Annotated in this window: 20 protein-coding genes; 12 read left to right on the top strand and 8 right to left on the bottom strand. The window is 74.1% G+C overall.

The window, feature by feature from the left end:
• Positions 1–31: 31 nt before the first annotated feature.
• Positions 32–835: a glycoside hydrolase family 16 protein gene (locus tag SHK17_RS13210; RefSeq protein ID WP_322919512.1), complete on the bottom strand. Its 804-nt coding sequence runs from the start codon at positions 833–835 to the stop codon at positions 32–34.
• Positions 836–908: 73 nt separating this feature from the next.
• On the opposite strand from SHK17_RS13210, the gene SHK17_RS13205 reads away from it, so the two are divergent.
• From SHK17_RS13205 to SHK17_RS13195, 3 genes are read left to right on the top strand one after another with little or no spacing between them, the layout of a single operon-like run.
• The gene (locus SHK17_RS13205; protein ID WP_172274111.1) at positions 909–1,280 is read left to right on the top strand and encodes a helix-turn-helix domain-containing protein; all 372 of its coding nucleotides are present in this window, start codon (positions 909–911) and stop codon (positions 1,278–1,280) included.
• Complete coding sequence (locus tag SHK17_RS13200) at positions 1,280–1,822, top strand: ribonuclease domain-containing protein (RefSeq protein ID WP_322919511.1); 543 nt, start codon at positions 1,280–1,282, stop codon at positions 1,820–1,822. The genes SHK17_RS13205 and SHK17_RS13200 overlap by 1 nt, the downstream gene beginning before the upstream one ends.
• Positions 1,819–2,253, top strand: a complete 435-nt coding sequence (locus tag SHK17_RS13195) for a barstar family protein (protein ID WP_172274114.1) — start codon at positions 1,819–1,821, stop codon at positions 2,251–2,253. The genes SHK17_RS13200 and SHK17_RS13195 overlap by 4 nt, the downstream gene beginning before the upstream one ends.
• Positions 2,254–2,288: 35 nt before the next feature.
• On the opposite strand, the gene SHK17_RS13190 is transcribed toward SHK17_RS13195, so the two are convergent.
• Positions 2,289–3,353 carry a polyprenyl synthetase family protein gene (locus tag SHK17_RS13190; RefSeq protein ID WP_322919510.1) on the bottom strand — a complete coding sequence of 355 codons (1,065 nt, stop codon included), beginning with the start codon at positions 3,351–3,353 and terminating at the stop codon, positions 2,289–2,291.
• A gap of 63 nt (positions 3,354–3,416) precedes the next feature.
• Here SHK17_RS13190 and metF point away from each other — a divergent pair, with 63 nt between their 5' ends.
• Together metF and SHK17_RS13180 are read left to right on the top strand one after the other, a co-directional pair.
• A complete protein-coding gene (metF, locus tag SHK17_RS13185; RefSeq protein ID WP_322919508.1) occupies positions 3,417–4,307 on the top strand; it encodes a methylenetetrahydrofolate reductase [NAD(P)H] in 891 nt (296 codons plus the stop codon).
• Positions 4,308–4,343: 36 nt separating this feature from the next.
• Positions 4,344–4,952, top strand: coding sequence for an SIMPL domain-containing protein (locus SHK17_RS13180; RefSeq protein ID WP_322919507.1), 609 nt, complete (start codon positions 4,344–4,346; stop codon positions 4,950–4,952).
• Position 4,953: 1 nt separating this feature from the next.
• On the opposite strand, the gene SHK17_RS13175 is transcribed toward SHK17_RS13180, so the two are convergent.
• From SHK17_RS13175 to SHK17_RS13165, 3 genes are read right to left on the bottom strand one after another with little or no spacing between them, the layout of a single operon-like run.
• Positions 4,954–6,267, bottom strand: a complete 1,314-nt coding sequence (locus SHK17_RS13175; protein ID WP_322919506.1) for a phytoene desaturase family protein — start codon at positions 6,265–6,267, stop codon at positions 4,954–4,956.
• 26 nt (positions 6,268–6,293) lie between these two features.
• Positions 6,294–6,884, bottom strand: coding sequence for a DUF4126 domain-containing protein (locus SHK17_RS13170; RefSeq protein WP_322425466.1), 591 nt, complete (start codon positions 6,882–6,884; stop codon positions 6,294–6,296).
• A 28-nt stretch (positions 6,885–6,912) separates the two neighbouring features.
• Positions 6,913–7,416: a YbaK/EbsC family protein gene (locus tag SHK17_RS13165; RefSeq protein WP_322425465.1), complete on the bottom strand. Its 504-nt coding sequence runs from the start codon at positions 7,414–7,416 to the stop codon at positions 6,913–6,915.
• A 44-nt stretch (positions 7,417–7,460) separates the two neighbouring features.
• Here SHK17_RS13165 and SHK17_RS13160 point away from each other — a divergent pair, with 44 nt between their 5' ends.
• The 7 genes from SHK17_RS13160 (at position 7,461) to SHK17_RS13130 (ending at position 15,303) form a co-directional block, all read left to right on the top strand.
• Positions 7,461–7,928: a hypothetical protein gene (locus SHK17_RS13160; RefSeq protein WP_172274135.1), complete on the top strand. Its 468-nt coding sequence runs from the start codon at positions 7,461–7,463 to the stop codon at positions 7,926–7,928.
• 175 nt (positions 7,929–8,103) lie between these two features.
• Positions 8,104–8,406: a DUF6504 family protein gene (locus SHK17_RS13155; protein ID WP_322425464.1), complete on the top strand. Its 303-nt coding sequence runs from the start codon at positions 8,104–8,106 to the stop codon at positions 8,404–8,406.
• Between the two features lie 13 nt (positions 8,407–8,419).
• The gene (locus SHK17_RS13150; protein ID WP_172275095.1) at positions 8,420–8,821 is read left to right on the top strand and encodes an SAV_6107 family HEPN domain-containing protein; all 402 of its coding nucleotides are present in this window, start codon (positions 8,420–8,422) and stop codon (positions 8,819–8,821) included.
• Entirely contained in the window at positions 8,811–12,695 is a 3,885-nt protein-coding gene (locus SHK17_RS13145) for a DNA polymerase III subunit alpha (protein WP_322919505.1), read from the top strand. Before SHK17_RS13150 ends, SHK17_RS13145 begins: the two co-directional genes overlap by 11 nt.
• A 37-nt stretch (positions 12,696–12,732) precedes the next feature.
• The gene (locus SHK17_RS13140; RefSeq protein ID WP_172274144.1) at positions 12,733–13,473 is read left to right on the top strand and encodes a methyltransferase domain-containing protein; all 741 of its coding nucleotides are present in this window, start codon (positions 12,733–12,735) and stop codon (positions 13,471–13,473) included.
• 81 nt (positions 13,474–13,554) lie between these two features.
• Complete coding sequence (gene dinB / locus SHK17_RS13135) at positions 13,555–14,724, top strand: DNA polymerase IV (protein WP_322919504.1); 1,170 nt, start codon at positions 13,555–13,557, stop codon at positions 14,722–14,724.
• A 141-nt stretch (positions 14,725–14,865) separates the two neighbouring features.
• Positions 14,866–15,303, top strand: a complete 438-nt coding sequence (locus SHK17_RS13130) for a DUF3040 domain-containing protein (protein WP_172274147.1) — start codon at positions 14,866–14,868, stop codon at positions 15,301–15,303.
• 200 nt (positions 15,304–15,503) lie between these two features.
• Here the strand turns inward: SHK17_RS13130 and SHK17_RS13125 are convergent, their stop codons facing one another.
• Genes SHK17_RS13125 through SHK17_RS13115 form a run of 3 tightly spaced genes read right to left on the bottom strand, consistent with a single transcriptional unit; the run spans position 15,504 to position 20,117 of the window.
• Positions 15,504–17,879, bottom strand: coding sequence for a transglutaminase family protein (locus tag SHK17_RS13125; protein ID WP_322919503.1), 2,376 nt, complete (start codon positions 17,877–17,879; stop codon positions 15,504–15,506).
• The gene (locus SHK17_RS13120) at positions 17,876–19,144 is read right to left on the bottom strand and encodes a DUF58 domain-containing protein (RefSeq protein ID WP_172274153.1); all 1,269 of its coding nucleotides are present in this window, start codon (positions 19,142–19,144) and stop codon (positions 17,876–17,878) included. Before SHK17_RS13120 ends, SHK17_RS13125 begins: the two co-directional genes overlap by 4 nt.
• Positions 19,137–20,117, bottom strand: a complete 981-nt coding sequence (locus SHK17_RS13115; RefSeq protein ID WP_322425459.1) for an AAA family ATPase — start codon at positions 20,115–20,117, stop codon at positions 19,137–19,139. The genes SHK17_RS13120 and SHK17_RS13115 overlap by 8 nt, the downstream gene beginning before the upstream one ends.
• Between the last annotated feature and the right edge of the window lie 127 nt (positions 20,118–20,244).

The raw sequence follows: 20,244 nt of genomic DNA, 5'->3' as shown, positions 1-20,244 counted from the left end.
GCGCTGCCCGGGCGGAGGGCCGGGAGGCGGGTCAGCAGGCGGCGGGGAACGAGCTCAGCTCGAACGGCGGGGCCTTGATCGAGCGCTCGTTGGGGGCACGCATCGTCCAGTAGCGCATCCAGTCCATCTGCATCCGGGCCGGGTGCATCGTGGCGCCGTCGCGGGCACGCAGCTCGAACTTGAGCTGGCGGCGCACCGGGTCGAGGGCCTCGGGACGGCGCTCGGTGTTGATGACGTGCGCGTCGACGAACCACGAGATGTGGTCCTCGGCGACCTCGACGGCGTAGGTGTGCCAGCGGTCGTTCTCGAGATGGCGGCCGTGGAAGCCGCGGTAGGAGCTGTTGGGCAGCGTGTGGACGTAGGACTTCACCGTGTTGGTGCCCACCGTGAAGTTCTGGACCCCGATGTCGCGCCCGCCGCAGTGCTGGTCGCGGCTGCCGGCCGGGACCAGCTCGGTGACCACCTTGTAGTCCTTGCCGCCCTGCGTCTTGTCCATGCGGCGCGCGCGCATCCGGATCTCCCAGCGGCCGTAGGTGTGGCCGGGGAGGTCGAGCGTGGCCGCGACGCTGCCCTTGCGGGTGGTCATCAGGGTGAGCATGCCGTTCTGCGTCCGTACGATCCCGCGGCCGGACTTCTTCCAGTAGCCCGGCTTCGGGCCAATGAACTCTTGGCGGAACACCCCGTGCTGGTACCAGCCGAAGGTGTTGCCGGCGTGGATGGGACCCGGTGCGGCGCCGTTGTGGTGGTCGGCCGACGCGGGGGAGGCGACGGGGGAGAGCGTGAGCGCCATCAGGCCGACCAGGGCCGCGGCGAGCACGGAGCGGAGGGGGTGCATCCGCCACACGCTAGGCGGCGCCCGCCGCGCCCACAACTCCCGCCTCCCGGGCCGCCTCACCTAGGCTTCGCGCATGAGTGACGTACCCCTGGCCGACCGTGACCTGGCGGCCCTCGTGCCGGAGTGGCTCGACTGGAGCGAGGTCGCCCAGCTGCTCGGCGTGACGCCCGGCAAGGTCCGCACCATGATCCGCGAGCACGAGCTGGCCGCCGCCGTCCCCTGGCCCGGCGCCGGGCCGCGCGTGCCGGCCGAGTTCATCCACGACGGCCTCGTGGTCAAGGGCCTGCCGGGGCTGCTGACCCTGCTGCACGACCACCGGTTCGACGACCGTGAGTGCATCGCCTGGCTCTTCACCGACGACGACCTCCCCGGCCGCCCGATCGACGCGCTGCGAGAGAACCGCGGCAGCGAGGTCAAGCGGCGCGCGCAGGTGCTGGAGTACTGATGGCCGCGTCGGCGGGACGGCGGCGCTACCGGTGGCTGGTGCTGCTGGTCGCCGCGGCCATCCTGCTGGTGTCGATGTTCATCCCCGCCGACCGGGACGGCACCGACTCGGGAGCGGGCGCGGAGGACGCGACGTCGGAGCGGGCCTCGGAGCCGGACTTCTCCTCACCGACGGTGGCCGCCACCCCCACGAGGGACTCGACGAACTTCCCGGCGACCCCACCGCCGTCCGCGTCGGGAGCCACCGACCCCGGGAGCGGCCTCCCGGTGGTGCGGCTCGACGACCTGCCGCCCGAGGCGACTCGCATCGTCGAGGCGATCGCGGACGGGCCACCGTTCCCCGAGGACCGCGACGGGGTGACGTTCGAGAACCGCGAGGAGCTGCTGCCCGACCGGGCGCGGGGCTACTACCGCGAGTTCACCGTGCCGACGCCCGGCTCGTCAGACCGCGGCGCCCGACGCATCGTGGCCGGTCAGGGCGGCGAGCTCTACTGGACCGCCGACCACTACCGGTCCTTCTCGCGCATCGCAGGCTCGCCGTGAGCGGCCTGGCAGCGCTGCTCGCGGGGCGCGAGGCGCCTGACCTCTACCTGTGGCACGCCGCCTTCGACCCCGAGGACGTCCGCCACACCGTCGAGCACGCCGGCTGGGGGTTCGGGCACGTCGACGGCTGGACCGGCGCCGACACCAAGCCGGCGTTCCTCGCCGCCGTCGGGGAGGCGCTCGACTTCCCGGACCACTACGGCCAGAACTTCGACGCGCTCGCCGACTGCCTCCACGACGTCGGCACCGGTCACGACGGCGTGGTGCTGCTCTGGGACGGGTGGGCCACCCTGGCTCGCTCGGACGAGAAGGCCTTCAGCATCGCGCTCAGCGTGCTCGGCTCCCGGGTCCACGCCGATCGCGGCATCCCCTTCGCGGTGCTGCTGCGCGGCGAGGGCCCGGTCGTGCCCGGGGTCCCCAGCCTGGACTGAGGGCCGCCACCCCCGCGGCCCGGGACGGGCAGCGGTCAGAGCGTCCGCTGCGTGGCGGCGGCGGCGAGCTCGGTCAGCACGACGCGGGCGTGGTCGTCGACGTCGGCCGGCTGCAGGGCAGCCACCGCACGGTCGGTGAGCGCCCCGATGACGTCCTCGACCTGGGCGCGGGCGCCCGAGTCCTCGATGATGCCGCGCAGCTCGTCGACGTCGGCGGGGCCGAGCGGCGTACCGAGTGCGCCGTCGAGGCGACGGGCGGCGGCCGGCGAGGCCGCGTCCAGGGCGAGCGCGACGAGGACCGTCCGCTTGCCCTCCACCAGGTCGTCGCCGGCCGGCTTGCCGGTCTCCTCGGGGTCGCCGAAGACCCCGAGCAGGTCGTCACGGAGCTGGAAGGCCTCGCCGAGGGGCAGTCCGAAGCGGGTGAGCTGCTCGATCTGGTCGGCCGCGGCGCCGGCGAGCCCCGCCCCGATGTGGAGAGGACGCTCGATGGAGTACTTCGCGGACTTGTAGCGCAGCACCGTCATGGCGGTGTCGACGTCGGCGCGCCCGCGCGCCTGCACGGACACGTCGAGGAACTGACCCGCGATCACCTCGCTGCGGCACTGCTCGAACAGGGCGAGGCCGGCCGCCGTCTCCTGGGTGCCGAAGCCGCTGCCGCGCAGCATGTCGCCGGCCCAGCCGAGGAGGAGGTCGCCGAGCAGGATGGCCGCCGCGGCGCCGTACTGCTCGGGGGCGCCGCGCCAGCCCGCCGCTCGGTGCTCGGCCTCGAAGGTCCGGTGGGTGGCGGGGCGGCCGCGCCGGGTGTCGGAGGCGTCCATGTAGTCGTCGTGCACCAGGGCGCTGGCGTGCAGCACCTCCAGCGAGGCGCACGCGCGGGCGAGGGCGGCCGGGTCGGCGACCTCCGGCCGGATCGCGCGGTAGCCCCAGTGGCAGAACGACGCCCGGAACCGCTTGCCGCCACGGACCGCGGTGCGGGCCTCCGCGACGAGCCGGCCGGCGTCGGGCCCGAGGGGCGCGAGCTCGGCCTCGCGCGCGGCGAGGAAGTCGTCGAGCACCTGCTGGACCTGGTCGCGGAAGGCGGCGGGGTCCCAGGTCGTCACGCGAGCAGCCTAGACAGTGGGACAGGTGCCCGACGCATTCCGGTCATCCGTAGGCTGTTGCGCATGACGCACGGACGGGACCTGAGCATGCGCGAGCTCCTGGAGCGTGGCGACCGGTCCTTCTCCTTCGAGTTCTTCCCGCCCAAGGACGAGGCGGGGGAGCAGCAGCTGTGGCAGGCGATCACCGAGCTCGAGCCCTTCGGGCCGACGTTCGTCTCGGTGACCTACGGCGCCGGCGGCACCACCCGCGACCGCACGGTCGCGATCACCGAGCGCATCGCCCGGGAGACGAGCATGCTGCCAGTGGCGCACCTGACCTGCGTGGGCCACACCACCGACGAGATCGGCGCCATCCTCGACGAGCTCAGCGAGGCCGGCGTACGGCACGTGATGGCGCTGCGCGGCGACCCGCCGGGCGGCCCGGGGACGCCGTGGACCCCGACCGAGGGCGGCCTGACGTACGCCGACGAGCTGGTCGCGCTGATCCGCCGGCGCCCCGACATGCGGATCGGCGTCGCGGCCTTCCCGGAGGGCCACGTCGACGCCGCGGACCTCGACGCGGACGCACGGGTGCTCAAGGGCAAGTACGACGCGGGCGCCGAGTTCGCCGTGACCGAGATGGTGCTCCGCGCCTCCGACTACGTCGGGCTGGTCGAGCGGGCGCGGGCGGTCGGCGCGGACCTGCCGATCATCCCGGGCATCATGCCGATCCTCAACCTCCGCTCGATGGAGCGCATGGTCGAGCTCTCGCGGCGCCAGCTCCCGCAGGAGGTCGCCGACCGGCTGGCGCCGCTCGCCGACGACCCGCAGCGGCTGCGCACGGAGGGCATCGCCATCGCGACCGAGCTGTGCGAGGCGCTGCTCGACGCGGGCGCACCGGGCCTGCACTTCTACACGCTCAACCGCTCGAGGGCGACGCGCGAGATCTTCGCCAACCTCCGCATCACCGCCTGACCGACAGGTCCGCGCCGGGCCCACTACGGTGAGGGCATGCAGACCGTCACCGTGACCGGGACCGGCACCGCCAGCGTTGCTCCGGACTCCGCGGTCGTCCGGCTCGCGGCGGTCGGGCGTGGCAGCGGCGTCGCGGAGGCCTTCTCGGTCATGTCGGCCGCCGCCGCGTCGGTGGTCGAGGTCGCCCTGCGGCACACCGACGAGCGGCGGACCGCCTCGACCGGCATCACCGTCTGGCCGGCCCGCGACCACGAGGGCCGCGAGGCCGGCTTCGAGGCGCGCCACTCCTACGCCATCGCGTGCGCCGACCTCGCCGCCGCGGGCGCGATGCTGGCTGCGCTCGCCGACGAGGTCGGTGACCGGCTAGCGATCGACAGCGTGGGCCTCGAGGTCACCGAGGACCACGGTGCCGGGGCCAAGGCCCGCGAGGCGGCGTTCCACGACGCCCGCGACCGCGCCGCCCAGCTCGCCCGGATGGCCGGCGCCGGGCTCGGCGCGGTGCAGACGATCGTCGAGGCCGACGGCGGCCACGGGCCGTCCCCGGTGGCGAAGCTGGCCCTGGCCCGCGACCAGGCGGGCGGTCTCGAGCCCGGCGAGGCGACGATGACGACGACGGTGACCGTGGTGTGGGAGCTCGCCCACTGACTCAGGCGCGCCCCACCAGGTCGGCGACGCGGGCCGCGCTGAGCCCGGCGAACGGCAGCCCCGAGCCCGTCGTCGCGTGGGCGCCCGCGGCCAGCACGCCTGCGATCGGCGTGCGTGGTCCCAGTCGGGTGCGTGCGGTCCGCGGCCCCTGCCACCGCATGCCGTGCGGCGAGCCGCCCCAGGCCTCCACGAGCTCGCGCGGGCTGCGGTCGACGCGCGCGACGACCCGCTCGCGGACGTCGAGGCCGTGGCGGGCGAGCCCGGTCAGCACGTCCTCGGTGATCGTGCCGCGGGCCAGCACCGTCCAGGCGGCACCGCCGGCGGGCGCGCGCCCGCCGGTCCGGACCACGAGGAGCGGGTCGCCGTGCAGGACGACCTCGTGGGGCAGGTCGGGCACGTCGCCGTCGAGCCCGACGTGGCTGACCGCGGGAGGCATGGCCGGCGTCGTGCGCCGGACGTAGGGCGCGAGCGCCGGGAGCCGTCGCGGGTCGATCGCGACGACCGCGTGGTCGGCGTCGACCTGCGCCCGGACCCCGTCCTGCCGGGTCCGCACCGCGGCGACCCGGCCCTCGCGCACGACCAGGTCGGTCGCGTCCGTGCCGGTGAGCACGCTGACGCCGCGGAGCGTGAGCCGGTCGGCCATGGCCGTGCCCAGCGCGGCGAGCCCACCGGGCACGGTCCACGCCCCGAACCGCTGCTCGAGGTAGACGTCGACGCCGGCGAGGACGGGCACGTCGCGCAGCGCGTGGCCGTCCATCACCAGCCGGTGCCCCGCCACCAGCCGCAGCCGCTCGTCGCGGAACGTCCGACGGAGCCTCTTGTGCAGCGACTCGCGGCGGTCGAGCAGGGCGATCAGCTCGCGTGGTGCGACGTCGTCGTCGAAGGGGCGCTCGAACCACTCCTTGCGCAGCAGCTCCCACGTGTCGCCGTACGACGCGACGTGGTCGACCCACTGCTGTCCGAGGCCCGGTCCCAGCTGCTCGAACGCCGCGAGCTGCGCCGCGCGCGACCCGCCGGGCAGCCGCACGGACGACCCGTCGGCGAACCGGTGCTCGCGCACCGGGTCGAGCGGCTGGAGGTCGACCTCGCGCTCGAGCGGACGCCCGGACTTGCGGAAGAGGTCGCGCACGACGGCCGGGAGCAGCGTGCTGCTCGGTCCGGCGTCCCACGCGAAGCCGTCGACCTCGAGGGTCGTCAGGGCGCCACCGAGCCGGGCCGAGCGCTCGAGGAGGGTGACCTCGTGGCCGAGCTTGGCGAGCCGGGCCGCGGCGGCCATGCCGCCGAAGCCGCCACCGATCACCACGACACGAGCCACGGGGGAACCCTAGGACCCGGTCGTGGTCAGGCGGTGGGGTGCACCGGGTCCTTCTTCTTCCACCGGCGCCAACCCCGTCGGACCAGTCGGGTGAGGACGACCAGCAGGACCAGCCCGACGAGCAGCAGCACCCCGGCGATGGCCGCGGCCGCCTGCGGGTGCTCGAGGGAGAACCACACGACGCCGAGCACGGCGGCGTCCTCGGTGAGGCTGGCGACGACGTTGGTCACCGGCTCGGGGGAGGAGTTGATCGCGAGCCGGCCGCCGGCCTTGGCGAGGTGGCTGAGCAGCGCGGTGCCGCCGCCGACGACGCCGAGCACGGCCTGGTCGAGCGAGGACGCGTCACCGGCGAGCAGGATGCCGATCACGGCACCGGCGGTGGGTCGGATCGCGGTGGAGAACGCGTCCCACGTCGAGTCGATGTAGGGGATCTTGTCCGCGACGAACTCCATCGTGAAGAGGAATCCGGCCACGGCGAGGACGTCCCACCGGCCCAGCACGTCGGGGATGTCTGCGACGGTGCCGAAGCGGTCGGCGAGGCCCAGCACCAGGACGACGAGGTAGGCGTTGATGCCGCTCGCCCACCCGCTGGAGAAGGTCAGTGCGAGGGCGTCCACGCGTCGATCCTGCCAGCCTCGTCCGACGTCACGGCTCGTCGACCTCGGACTGCACCTCGGGCTCCACCTCGACCTCGACGGCGCCCGTCATCGCGACCAGCTCGTCATAGGTCGAGGAGAACACGGCCGCCGGGTGCCCGGCCGCCGCCCACACCACGTCGTGCTGTCGCAGCCACGGGTCGATCCACGTGCGGATCGGGGCGGGGTGGTCGATGGGGGAGACGCCGCCGATCACCTGGCCGGTGTGGCGGCGCACAAAGTCGGGGTCGGCCCTCTTGAGGCGACCCACGCCGATGCGCGCCGCGACCGCCCCGGTGTCCACGCGGTGGGCGCCCGAGGTGAGGATCAGCACCGGCTCGCCGTCGGCGTCGAAGAGGAGGCTGTTGGCGATGGCGCCGACCTCGCAGCCGAGGGCCGCCGCGGCGAGTGCCGCGGTGTGGGCGCTGTCGGGCAGGATGACCACGTCACCGGTGCCGCCGCGCCGGGAGAGCTCGCCTCGGAATGAGGCGACGGATGCGTGCTCGATCGACATGATGCGAGCCTAGCGACGACGACGACTGCCCAGGGGGACATCAGATGGCGCGCGACCTGCCCGGACCTGTGCTCAACAGCGTGCGAGCGCTGGGCCTGATCGTGGCCACCTCCGGCGTGATCACCCTGCTGATCTGGTGGATGCGCGACGAGGTGGTCCTCGGCTGGGCGGAGGGCAACCCGTCGGCCCAGGACATCCTCGCCCAGGGTGGGATCGAGCAGCTGCGCGAGAGCCCGATCGTGCCCGGCTTCGTCGCGCTGTCGGTGGTGGCGTTCGTCGGCTTCGCCCTGCTCGCGCTGGTCCTCGGCTCGTTCTTCCTCGGCGGGCACGCCTGGACCCGGCCGGTCCTCGCCGCCACCGCCGGCGTCGGCGTCCTCGTCGGCGCCGTCTGCCTCGACGCGCACCTGCCGGTGATCTTCGTGGTGCTCTCCGCGCTGGTCATCGTCGAGGGCCTCGCCCTGGTCTTCTTCCTCTGGCAGCGCGAGACCACGTCCCACCTGCGCGACGACTGACCGATTGGCGCCGCGTCCGCCGGATCGGTGGACGGGCCTTGACGCGTTGTCGGTGGGGGGTAGTACCGTTCTGGGTGTTCGAACACATGTTCGATGCGACCCGGGTGGCGGTGACCTCGACCCCCACCTCCGCCCGGGTCGGCCCCGGGGTCGACGGATGTGTCGAGGAGGCGCGATGAGGCAGTACGACGACCCCGTCGAGGTGCGACGAGGCGAGGCGGAGGACCCCGACCAGTTCCTGTGGCGCGGGCGGTTGTGGAAGGTGCGGGCGATCGTCGCCCACTGGGTGGAGACCGGCCCGTGGTGGCAGGGGCGGGGCGACGACGGTGCGGTGTCCGACCCGGTGGCCGACCTGGTGGCCGAGCGCGAGCTGTGGCGGGTGGAGGCCGGCCGCGGCGAGCAGGAGACCTACGGCGTCTTCGACCTGTCCTTCGACTGGACCGACGGGCGCTGGCAGCTCGTCGGCTGCCTGGACTGAGGGGAGCGACGTGATGACTCCCCACCTGCTCCCGGCCACCGCCCACCACTACCTGCAGCGGTCGGCGACCTCCCTGCACGACGCGATCACCGCACGCGACGTGCCCACCCGCTACGCCTGCGCCCACGTCGCGGCGCTGTGCGCCGCGGCGGCGCTGCTCGCGGCGCGTGCCCGGCCGGCACCGCGCGGTCGGCGGCAGAAGAACGCGTGGGTGCTGCTGGCCGAGGTCGCTCCTGAGCTGTCCGAGTGGGCGAGCTTCTTCGCCGCCGGCGCCGCCAAGCGGGCCGCCGCCGAGGCCGGGTCGACGCGCGCCGTCACCGAGCGCGAGGCCGACGACTTGGTCCGCGACTCCGACCGGTTCCTGGCGGTGGTCGAGCAGGCGCTGGGCCTGGTGCCGCACGCCAGTGTCGCCTGACCCGTTCGTCCACCTCCACGTCGCTTCCGGCTACTCCCTCCAGTACGGCGCCTCGCACCCGCACGTCCTGGTGGAGCGGGCCGCGGAGCAGGAGATGGACACGCTCGCGCTCACCGACCGCGACGGCACCTACGGCGCGGTGAAGTTCGTCCGCGCCGCCGAGTCGGCCGGCATCCGCCCGGTGCTGGGTGTCGACCTCGCGGTCGCGCCGACCGGCCCCGGTCCCGCAGGCGCGGGTCGACCGGCCCCGCGGCGTACACCCGTGCGTGGCGGCGCGCTGCGCGACCCCTCCTCCCAGCAGGGTGGCAGCGCCCGGGTGACGTTCCTCGCCAGCGGGCGGACCGGCTGGGCCGCGCTCTGCCGGATGGTCTCCGCGGTCCACCTGTCGGGGGAGCGCGGCCGTCCGGTCGCCACCCTCGACGTGGTGGCTCCCCACCTCGCCGGCGGTGACGTGCTCGTCCTGCTCGGCCCGTCCTCGGAGCTGGGAGTCGCCGCGACCCGGCGCCGTGACGACCTCGGGCTCGCCGCGCTCGCTCCCTGGCTCGAGGTCGTCGCCCGGGAGAACCTCGTCGTCGAGCTCGTCTCCCACCGGCTCGGTGGCCGGCAGGGAGCGTGGGGACCGGGCTCGTCCCCCCACGCGGCCCGGATGGCCGGCATCGCCCGCACCGCCGGCCTCACCACGGTGCTGACCAACGCCGTGCGCTACGCCGACCGGCTCGACGCCCCGACCGTCGACGTCCTCGACGCCGCCCGCCGGCTCGTCCCCCTCGGCTCGGCCAGCCTGCGCGACATCGGCCCCGACGCCGGCCGGGGCAACGCCGAGGGCTTCCTCAAGTCCGGCAAGCAGATGCACGAGGTCGCCGAGGAGGTGTGCCGGCTCGCCGGGCTCGGGCACGACAGTGACGGGGAGGCCCGGCGGCTGCTCGCGCGGACCCGAGCGGTCGCCGACAGGTGCGCGCTCGACCCGCGCACCGACCTCGGCCTGGGTGAGGTGCACTTTCCCGAGCTCGCGCTGTCCGACACGACGGCACCGTCCGCCGACGTCGCGCTCCGCCAGCGCTGCGAGTCGGCGGTCGGCGCGCGCTACGGCGACGCGCCGAGGATGCGGATCTGGACGAGGCTCGACCAGGAGCTCGAGACCATCCGCACGCTGGGCTACGCCTCCTACTTCCTCACCGTCGCCGACGTCACCGACCTGATCGGCGAGATGGGTGTGCGGCGGGCGGCGCGCGGCTCGGGTGCCGGGAGCCTCGTCAACTACCTGCTCGGCATCTCCGGCGTCGACCCGATCCGCCACGGCCTGCTGATGGAGAGGTTCCTGTCGCCGCTGCGCGCCTCGCTGCCCGACATCGACATCGACGTGGAGTCCGCCCGGCGCGAGGAGGTCTACCGCGCGATCCTCGACCGGTTCGGTGGCGAGCGGTGCGTGTGCGTGTCGATGATGGACACCTACCGCGTCCGCCACGCCGTCCGCGACGTTGGCGCCGCGCTCGGGATGCCGCCGGGCGAGATCGACGCCATCGCCAAGGCGTTCCCCCACATCCGCGCCCGCGACGCCCGGATGGCGCTGCGCGACCTCCCCGAGCTGCGGGTCGGCGGCCTCGCCGACGGCGGCCTCGACCGCTTCTTTGGCCTCGTCGAGCGCCTCGACGGCCTGCCGCGGCACATCGCGGTCCACCCCTGCGGCGTGCTGCTGTCCGACGCGACGCTGCTCGACCGCACGCCGGTCGAGGCGTCCTGGGCCGGCTTCCCGATGAGCCAGTTCGACAAGGACGACGTCGAGGAGCTCGGCCTGCTCAAGCTCGACGTCCTCGGCATCCGGATGCAGTCGGCGATGGCGCACGCGGTCGCGGAGGTGGAGCGGGTCGACGGCGTCCGCATCGACCTCGACGACGAGGTGGTGGTGCCCTTCGACGACTCGACGACCTTCGACATGATCAGCACGGCGCGGACCCTCGGCGTCTTCCAGATCGAGTCGCCCGGTCAGCGCGAGCTCGTCGGCAAGTCCGGCATCGAGAGCTTCGACGACATCATCACCGACATCTCGCTGTTCCGTCCGGGGCCGGTCAAGAGCGACATGATCACCCCCTACCTCGAGGTCAAGCAGGGGTGGCGGACCGCCCACTACCTCCACGACGACCTGCGGCCCATCCTCGGTCCGACCCGCGGCGTGGTGGTGTTCCACGAGCAGGTCATCGAGATCATCGCCCGGTTCGGCGGCGTCTCCTTCGCCGAGGCCGACGAGAAGCGCCGTGCGCTCGGCGATCCCGACGGGATGGCCGCGACCAGGGCATGGTTCGGTCCCCGTGCGCTGGCCCGGGGCTACGACGTGTCGCTGGTCGAGGAGATCTGGAAGGTGCTGAAGGCCTTCGCGTCGTTCGGGTTCTGCAAGGCCCACGCCGCCGCCTTCGCGCTCCCGACCTACCAGTCGGCGTGGCTCAAGGCCCACTGGCCGGCCCACTTCCTGGCCGGTGTGCTCACCCACGACCCCGGCATGTACCCCAAGCGGCTCATCCTCGACGACGCCCGCCAGTTCGGTGTCGGCGTCCGCGGCCTCGACGTCAACGCGAGCGCGTCCACCTACGTCGTCGAGCGTGACGAGGACGAGGGCGACGAGGACCAGGGCGACGAGGACGAGGGCGACGCCAGTGACGGCGAGACCGGCGGGGGCGGGCACGCGATCCGGCTCTCCCTCACCGACGTCAAGGGCATCAGCGAGTCGGAGGTCGCCCGCATCGTGGAGGCCCGCGACGGCGCCCCCTACGTCTCCCTGTCCGACTTCTTCCACCGCGCACGGGTGTCCCGGCCGATCCTCGAGCGGCTGGTGCTGGCGGGCGGGTTCGACGGGGTCTACGGCATCGGGTCGGGGGAGCAGGCCGTCACCCGGCGCGGCCGGGTGACCCGGCGCGACCTGCTGCTCCAGGTCGCCGAGCTCGACCTCCACGCCCGCTCGATCGACCGCGCCTCGCGGGCCCGCGGCCGCGCACCGGCGACCCGTCGTACGCCCCTCCCGGCCACCACCGCGGCGGTGGACGCGGCAGCGCGCAACAGCTCCGACCCCGCCGTCCGGGCGGCGTCGGGGCCCGTCGAGCGGCACGCCCTCGCCGACGGCGGGGTCTGGGCCCGCGCGGCGGCCCAGTCGCGGGCGGCCCGGCCGGTGGTCGCGGCGGACTCGGTGCAGCTCACGCTCCGGCTGGGCGACGAGCCGGGCGAGCCGGGGGAGCAGCCGACGGGGCTGCCCGAGATGACGACCGTGGAGCGGATGCGGGCCGAGCTGGAGATCCTCGGCCTCGACGTCAGCCAGCACGCCGTCGCCGCCTACGACCCGTTCCTCGACGCGCTCGGGGTGACCCGCAGCCGCGACCTGCTGCGCCGCCGCAGCCGTGCCGAGCTGCTGGTGGCGGGGGTGAAGGTCGCCACCCAGACCCCGCCGATCAGGTCCGGTCGCCGGGTGGTGTTCCTGACCCTCGACGACGGAACCGGACCGGTCGACGCCACGTTCTTCGAGGACGCACAGGGCCCCTACGCCACCACCGTGTTCTCGTCCTGGCTGCTGCTGGTGCGCGGTGAGCTGCGGCGCACGGGACGCCGCGGTGTCTCGGTGCGCGCCACCGGCGCGTGGGAGCTGCCGGTCCTGCACGCGCTGTGGCAGCGCGGTCGCACCGACGAGGAGGGCGTCGGGCTGGTGCGGGCCGAGCTGGCCCGCGTCCCCGAGGCGCTGGCGCAGGACGACCACGAGCCGGCCCGGCGCCGGGTCCTCGTGCACACCAGTGGCTTCCAGCTCTCGCCCTACGCCGACGTCAGGCCCGCCGGCGACGATGCCCGCGACGTCGCGCGCAAGCTGTGGCACCGCAGCCCGGGGAGCCCGGGATGAGCGGCCTTGCCACGGCGGCACCACTAGGGTTGCCCGCATGGCACAGCCCTCCGCGAGCGACCGCCGCCAGTCCGTCCGCACCGGCGTGGTGTGGGAGGGCGTACGCCGCCTGCTGGACGACGGCACTCCCGGCGAGCCGGTCCGGATCGTCGACATCGGCGGCGGCACGGGCGGTTTCGCGGTGCCCCTGGCCGAGCTCGGCCACACCGTCCAGGTCATCGACCCCAGTCCCGACGCGCTCGCGGCCCTCGACCGCCGGGCCCGCGAGCGCGGGGTGGCCGACCGCGTCACCGGCCAGCAGGGCGACCTGTCCGACCTGGGCGACCTCGTCGACGAGGCCGACCTCGTCCTGTGCCACGGCGTCCTGGAGATGGTCGACGACCCCGCCGCCTCCCTCTCCTCGATCGCCGCGGTGCTACGTCCCGGTGGTCACCTCAGCCTGCTGGTGGCCCAGCGTCACGCCGCCGTGGTGGCGCGCGCCATGGCCGGACACTTCCAAGCCGCTCGCGAGCTGCTCGACGCAGGCCCGGCGGCCGGGTCCGGGCACCGGGGCGGGCGCCGCTTCACCCACGACGACGTGGTCGACCTGCTCGCCGCGGCCGGCCTGCAGCCGGCGTCCGTGCAGGCGGTCCGGGTGTTCGCCGACCTGGTGCCCGGCAGCCTCCTCGACGTCGAGCCCGGTGCGACGGCTGCCCTCCTCGAGCTCGAGCGCGCCGTCGCCACCCGCCCGGAATACCTTCCCCTCGCGACCCAGCTGCACGTCCTCGCCGGTCGCTGACCGGTCGCAGGTCCCTCGACACGTCCGCCGACAGGTCCGCCGGAGCGGCCCACATGCCGCCGCACGCCCGGGTGGCGGCCGGTGACCGACACCCCGATCCTCCACGTCGACATGGACGCGTTCTACGCGTCCGTGGCACTGCGCGAGCGTCCCGACCTCGTCGACGAGCCCGTGGTGGTGGGCGGCAGCGGGCGCGGCGTGGTGCTGGCCGCCAACTACGTCGCGCGCCGCTACGGCATCCGCTCGGCGCTGCCGATGACCCGCGTCCGCCGGCTCTGCCCGCACGTGGTGGTGCTCGCTCCCGACTACGCCACCTTCACCAGCGTCTCGGCGTCGGTGATGGAGACGTTCCGCGAGGTCACGCCGGTCGTCGAGGCGATGTCGCTGGACGAGGCGTTCCTCGACGTGCGCGGGTCCACACGCCGCCTCGGCCCGCCGCGGCAGATCGCCGAGCAGCTGCGCTCGACCATCCACGACGAGCAGGGCATCACCTGCTCGGTCGGCGTGGCGGCGTCGGTGTCGGTGGCCAAGCTGGCCAGCCGTCGGGCCAAGCCCGACGGCGTGGTCGTGGTCCCGCCGGCCGAGGTCACGTCCTTCCTGCACCCCCTCGACGTCGGTGAGCTCTACGGGGTGGGGGAGAAGACCCAGGCGCTGCTCCACCGGTTCGGCCTGCTCACCGTCGGCGACGTGGCGCACACCCCGCTGCGCACCCTCCAGCGTGCGGTCGGGGCGCACCTCGGTCGCGAGCTCCACCACCTCGCGTGGGGCACCGATCGCAGCGAGCTCGTGCCGCGGGCCGGGGACCACGAGCCCGAGCGGTCGATGGGCGCCGACGAGACGTTCGCCCGCGACACCGACGACCGCGAGTTCGTCGTGCGGGAGCTGCTGCGGCTGTCCGCCAAGGTGGGCGGGCGGATGCGTGCCGCCGGGGTGGCCGGCCGCACGATCACGCTCAAGGTGCGCTTCGCCGACTTCACGACGATCACCCGGTCGCGCACGATGCCCGAGGCCACCGACGTGACCGTGGAGATCCACCGCACGGTGACACGGCTCTACGACGCGCTCGGCCTCCAGCGCGCGCGGCTCCGCCTGGTCGGCGTGCGCGTCGAGGGCCTGGTGCCGCGCGACACGGTCCACCATCAGCTCGTGCTGGGCGAGCCGGAGCGCGGGTGGCCCGAGGCCGACCGCGCGGTGGACCGGGCGACGAGGCGGTTCGGGTCGGCGGCGGTCCGGCCCGGGAGCCTGATGTGACCGGCCGGCGACCGGTCCCGGGACCAACCTTGGACATCCGTCCCGCCTGCGGACCCTGCGTGAGGGTGAATTTTCACCATGACGCCTACCCTTGGTGCACCGGCGTGCCTAGACTTGCAAGTGAAGAGGTGAGGAGGAACCGTGGAGCTCTCCGAGGAAGAACTGCGACTGCTCGAGCAGATGGAACGCGCCCTCGTCGAAGAGGACCCGAAGCTCGCCTCCACCTTGCGTGGCACGTCGTTCCAACGCATGGCTCGTCGCCGCATGATCCTGGGCGGCGCCATCCTCCTCGTCGGCATCGGCCTGCTCATCGTCGCGGTCCTGCTCGACCTCACCGCCGTCCTCCAGACCGTCGTCGGGGTGCTCGGCTTCGTGGTGATGCTGGGGGGCGCGATCCTCGCGCTGACCTCCGCCCGCAGCCCGGGGCACTCGGTGCCCAAGGTGCGTGCCTCCGGCAAGTCCGGCCTCGGCGTCGTCGACGGTGGCCGTCCGCACCGCCCGAGCCGCCAGCGCTCCGGCAGCCCCTTCATGGAGCGCATGGAGGAGCGGTGGCGTCGCCGCCGCGAGCGCGGCCTCTGACCCACCCGCCGCACTGACCCGCGGGACCGCACCGGTCCGCGGAGGGTCGCTGCTCCACCGTCCGAGCCGCGTGTCGCCGCGTGCTGCGGAGACGCGACGATCCTCGATCCCTGTGCGCAGCGGTGCGCCAGCCACATCCGGCGCTGACGGAACCTGGCTCAGCCACCGCCGCGCCGGGACACGCCCGCGTCCCCGCGTGATCAGCCGACGAGCTCGTCGACCGTCCGCGTGGTCTCGCCGTCCGGCGTCGCGGTGCGGGTCCGGCTCGAGCGGGGCGGACGCCCCGGTCGGCGCCAGGACGTACGCCGTCCGACGACCGACGCGGGCCACCAGGTGGCACGTCGTACGTCACGGGGCGGGACACCGGCCGCGAGCGACTCCTCGACGAGGCTCGCGTCCCCGGCGAACCGGTCGGCGGTGAAGGTCTCCGGGTCGCGGGCGTAGCGGCTGTGCTCGAGCGCCACCACGAGGCGGTCGAGGGCGTGGGCGGCCTCCGGCGCCTGGTCGCGGCCGCGGCGCGGACGATCGGGGCGCGGGCCGTCGGAGGCAGGGGCGGCGAGCTGCCGGCCCAGCCAGTCGCCGACGCGGCGGGGTGAGCGGCCCGCGGGCCAGGCGTGGCCCAGGTCGCGTGCGACGTCGGCCAGCTCCACCCACAGGTCCTCGATGTCGCCGGCCATCCGGCGCTTGCGGCGGGCGCCGCGGACCAGCCGGGGGGTCAGCAGGACGAGGGCGAGCAGCCCGAGCCCGAGGAGGCCGGCCAGGACCGGGACCCAGGGGATCGACGAGGTGTCCTCGTCGGCCGACTCCGAGTCGGCGCTCGGCGACTCGCCGCGCTCGGGGAGCAGCTCGGTAGAGCTGCTCGCGCTCGGCGACGGCGCCTCGGTGACGGCCTCGAACTCGGCGCTGGTGTACTCCGGGATGCCGGTCGCGCGCGCCTGCGGGGTGGGCTCGAAGCGCACCCAGCCCGACCCGGGGAAGTAGAGCTCCGGCCAGGCGTGCAGGTCGTGCGAGGAGAACTCCCACGAGCCGCTGGTCGACTTCTCCGGCTCGAGGAACCCGACCGCGACCCGGCTGGGGATGCCGATGACCCGCGCCATGATCGCCATGGCGGCGGCGAACTGCTCGCAGTAGCCGACCTTGTCGTCGAGGAACTGGGTCAGGTCCGCACCCCCGCCGCCGGCCGACTCCACCTGCCCGAGGTCGTAGCGGAAGCCGCCGTCCTCGCGGAACCACTGCTGCAGCACCTGGGCCTTCTGGAACCGGGTCGGCGCGTCGGCGGTCAGGCTGGCGGCCTGCCGGCGGATCTCGTTGTTGAGGTTGGTCGGCACGTCGGTGAAGATGCCGGCCACCGACCCGGCGCCGGAGACCGACTCGTTCATCGACTGCGCGTCGTAGGTCAGCTGGGCGCCGGTGAAGTCGTAGGTGCGGTCGGCGGTCGTCACGTCGTCGCGCGCGCCGATGAAGTCACGGGTGCTCACGTCGTAGCGCCAGTCGGTGCCGGCCGCGATCCGGGTGACCTGCGCGGTGGTGGGGAGCCAGGCCGAGCTGAAGTCCGGACTGACCCGGACGTCGTACTTGAACTCCCGGCGCGCCACGTCGCTGGAGACGCCGTCGAGCGGCGGCAGCGAGCCGGTGGCGGTCTGCGTCTCGGGGATCTCGCGGTCGCCGGGGGTCCAGGTCGAGCCGTTGAATCGGGCGAGCACCGAGATCCGCAGGTACGTCGGCCGCGGGCCGGGGGTGGTGACCCACAGCAGCGGGACGTCCTCCCCGCGGGCGAGGTCGCGGCGCAGGTCGACCATCGGGTCCTTGACCTCGACCTCGCGGGTGCCCGGGCCGTTGCCGTCGAAGACGCTCATGCTCATCGTGGGGACGGCCGCCGGCACCACCACGGCGAGCGCGATCGCGGCGGCGCCGAGGGCCACGGCGGTGTTGCCGATGGCGCCGGTGCGCACGGAGAACGACGCCTTCTCGCCCTCGGGCGAGCGGCCCCACGAGGTGACGCGATCGCTGTGCTGGATGTAGACGAGGGTGAGGAACAGCGCGGCGATGACGGCGAAGAGCCACCACGACACGGCCTCGCCGGTGACCGCCACCGGGAGGGTGTACGCCGCCAGCAGCACGAGCCCGGCCACCGGTGCGCGGCGCAGGGTGCAGGCGATGACGTCGACGAGGAGGACCACGAGCGTGCCGCCGACGAGCAGCAGCGGGTGGACGGGCGGGACGCCGAGCTGGACCGGCGCGGCGTAGCTGCGCGAGGTCTCCATCGCGTCGCCGAGCGCCGCCCGGAACGCGTCGACGTTGTCGGGCGTCGGCAGCGGGGAGCCGGTCGTGGTGCCGAGGACCAGCAGGCCGCCCACGACGAGCTGCGCGCCGATGATGGCCGGGGCCGGCAGGCGGCTCCACCTCGCCAGCGCGCCGCCGCCCGCGAGGACGACGCCGATGAAGAGCAGCGGGAAGCCGACCTCGGCGAAGCCGGCGGTCAGGACGCGCCACGACAGGATCGTCACCCAGGCGGCCAGCATGGCGATGCCCGCCACCCTGAGCTGGTGGGGGAGCGTGCTCCAGGAGGACCTCATCGTCCGACTCCTGTCGAGGCGGTGGACCGGCTCCGCATCATGCCGAGCTCCTGCCAGGCGGTGTCGAGGCGGTCACGGGGACCGAGGGTGACCGAGCGCCAGCCGGTCGCGGTGAGGTGGGACGCCGCGCCGAGGCCGGGTTGCACCGGTAGGTGCGGCGCCCACGCGTCCACGTCGAGGGCGATCGCCAGGCTGGAGGACGCGTGGTGCTGGAGCCGGCGCAGGAACGGCAGGTCCATCTCGCCCAGGCCGCCGAAGACGCCGATGGTGAGACCGCCGTTGCCGGGCTCGGCGAGCCACTGCGTGTCGGGTGCGGGGGAGTGGTCGAGCTGCACCACGGCCAGCGCCTCGAGGAGCGGGATGGTGCTCGCCTCGGCCGCTTGCGAGTGCCACTGCGTCTCGCGGCTGTCGCCGGAGGCCGTGACCAGCCGGACGGTGTAGCCGTGGTGCGCGAGGTGCACCGCGATCGACGCGGCGGCGGAGACCGCGCCCTCGAGGGAGCTCGCGGCACCCTGGCCGCGGTGCGAGGTGCCGCGGTTGTCGAGGAAGACGGTGGCGCGCGACTGCCACGGCTGCTCCTCGCGGCGCACCATGAGCTCGCCGAGCCGGGCCGAGCTGCGCCAGTGGACGCGCCGCAGGTCGTCTCCGCGGCGGTACTCGCGCACGGTGACGTCCTCGGCACTGCCGGTGGCGAAGGCGCGCGGACGGTTGTCGCCGGACCCGGTCCACGCGCCGCCCAGCGGGATGCTCGGCAGCGCGATGGTGCGCGGCGTCACCGTCAGCCGCGTGGTCGCGTGGAACGTACGACCGAGCTCGACGAGGCCGAACGGGTCGGTGACGCGCACCGCCATCGGGCCGATCTCGAACTGCCCGCGCAGCTCGGAGCGGACCTGGTAGGTCGCGTGGCGGCGCCAGCCGTGGCCGAGCCCCTCGAGCACGAAGCGGGGCCGCGTGCCGAGGACGTAGGGCAGTCGCTCCTCGAGCAGGAGGACGCCGGTCGGGGTGCGTGACTCGTTGGCGACCGTCAGCTCGACCGTCGCCGGCTGGCCGGCCACCACGAGCTGGGGGGAGAGCGTGCGCACGAGCGCGAGGCGGTAGCGCGAGCGCCCCACCCACCATGCCGTCAGCAGCGGCAGCACCGCGACCAGCACGCCGATGCGGACCACCGAGGAGTGGCCGACGACGATCGCGGCCACCACGGTGGTGATGCCGGCGGCCAGGAACGCCCGTCCGCGGACGGTCAGGGCGGCGAGTGCCTCACGCACGGTTCGCGTCGGGGACGGGGACCGACTCCACCAGCCCGGACAGGATCGCCGCGGTGGTGCGGCCGCTCATCGTCGCCTCGACGTTGGGCAGCAGCCGGTGGGCGAGCACCGGCGAGGTGATGCCGTGGATGTCGTCGGGCAGGACGTAGTCGCGGCCCTGCGTCGCGGCGACCGCCTTGGCGGCGCGGACGAGGTGGAGCGTGGCCCGCGGCGACGCGCCGAGGTGCAGGTCGTTGCTCGTGCGGGTGGCGGTCGTCAGCGCGACGGCGTAGCGGTGCACCGCGGACGAGACGTGGACCCGGCCGACGATCTCGATCACCTTGCGGATCTCGCCGGCGTCGGTGACCGGCTCGAGGTCGTCGAGCGGGTTGTGGGCGGTGTGGCCCTCGAGCATCGCGATCTCGGCGGACTCCACCGGGTAGCCGACCGAGACCCGCGCCATGAAGCGGTCGCGCTGGGCCTCAGGCAGGGCGTAGGTGCCCTCCATCTCGATGGGGTTCTGGGTGGCGATGACCATGAACGGCTTCTCGAGCATGTAGGTCGCGTTGTCGACCGTGACCTGGCGCTCCTCCATCGCCTCGAGGAGGGCGGACTGCGTCTTGGGGGAGGCCCGGTTGATCTCGTCGCCGACCACGATGTTGGCGAAGACGCCGCCGGGGCGGAACTCGAACTCCCGGGTGTCCTGGTTGAACACCGACACGCCCGTGACGTCGGAGGGCAGCAGGTCGGGGGTGAACTGGATCCGGCGCACGGAGCAGTCGATGCTGCGCGCCAGGGCCTTGCTCAGCTGGGTCTTTCCGACGCCGGGGACGTCCTCGATGAGCAGGTGACCCTCCGCGAGCAGGACGACGAGCGCGGCGTTGACCACGTCGGGCTTGCCGGCGATCACGCGCTCGATGTTGTGGCGGACCGCGCCGGTGACCCGGTGCACGGTGTCCAGGTCGGGCGCCTGCCCGGAAAGCCCAGTCGTCACGTTGTGTCCGTCCCCTCGCTGCATGCTCGTGACCACGGTATGTGGTGCGCGCAACATACCGGGCCACCGTCGCCGGGCAGCGCCTTCCGACCGCCGGCCGAGCTGCCCCTGCGCCTCGGTTCCCCCA

Source organism: Nocardioides renjunii (genome assembly GCF_034661175.1).
GTDB classification, from domain to species: Bacteria; Actinomycetota; Actinomycetes; order Propionibacteriales; family Nocardioidaceae; genus Nocardioides; species Nocardioides renjunii.
Note: the sequence above shows the minus strand (reverse complement) of the source record. Positions and strands in the feature narration are given on the sequence as shown.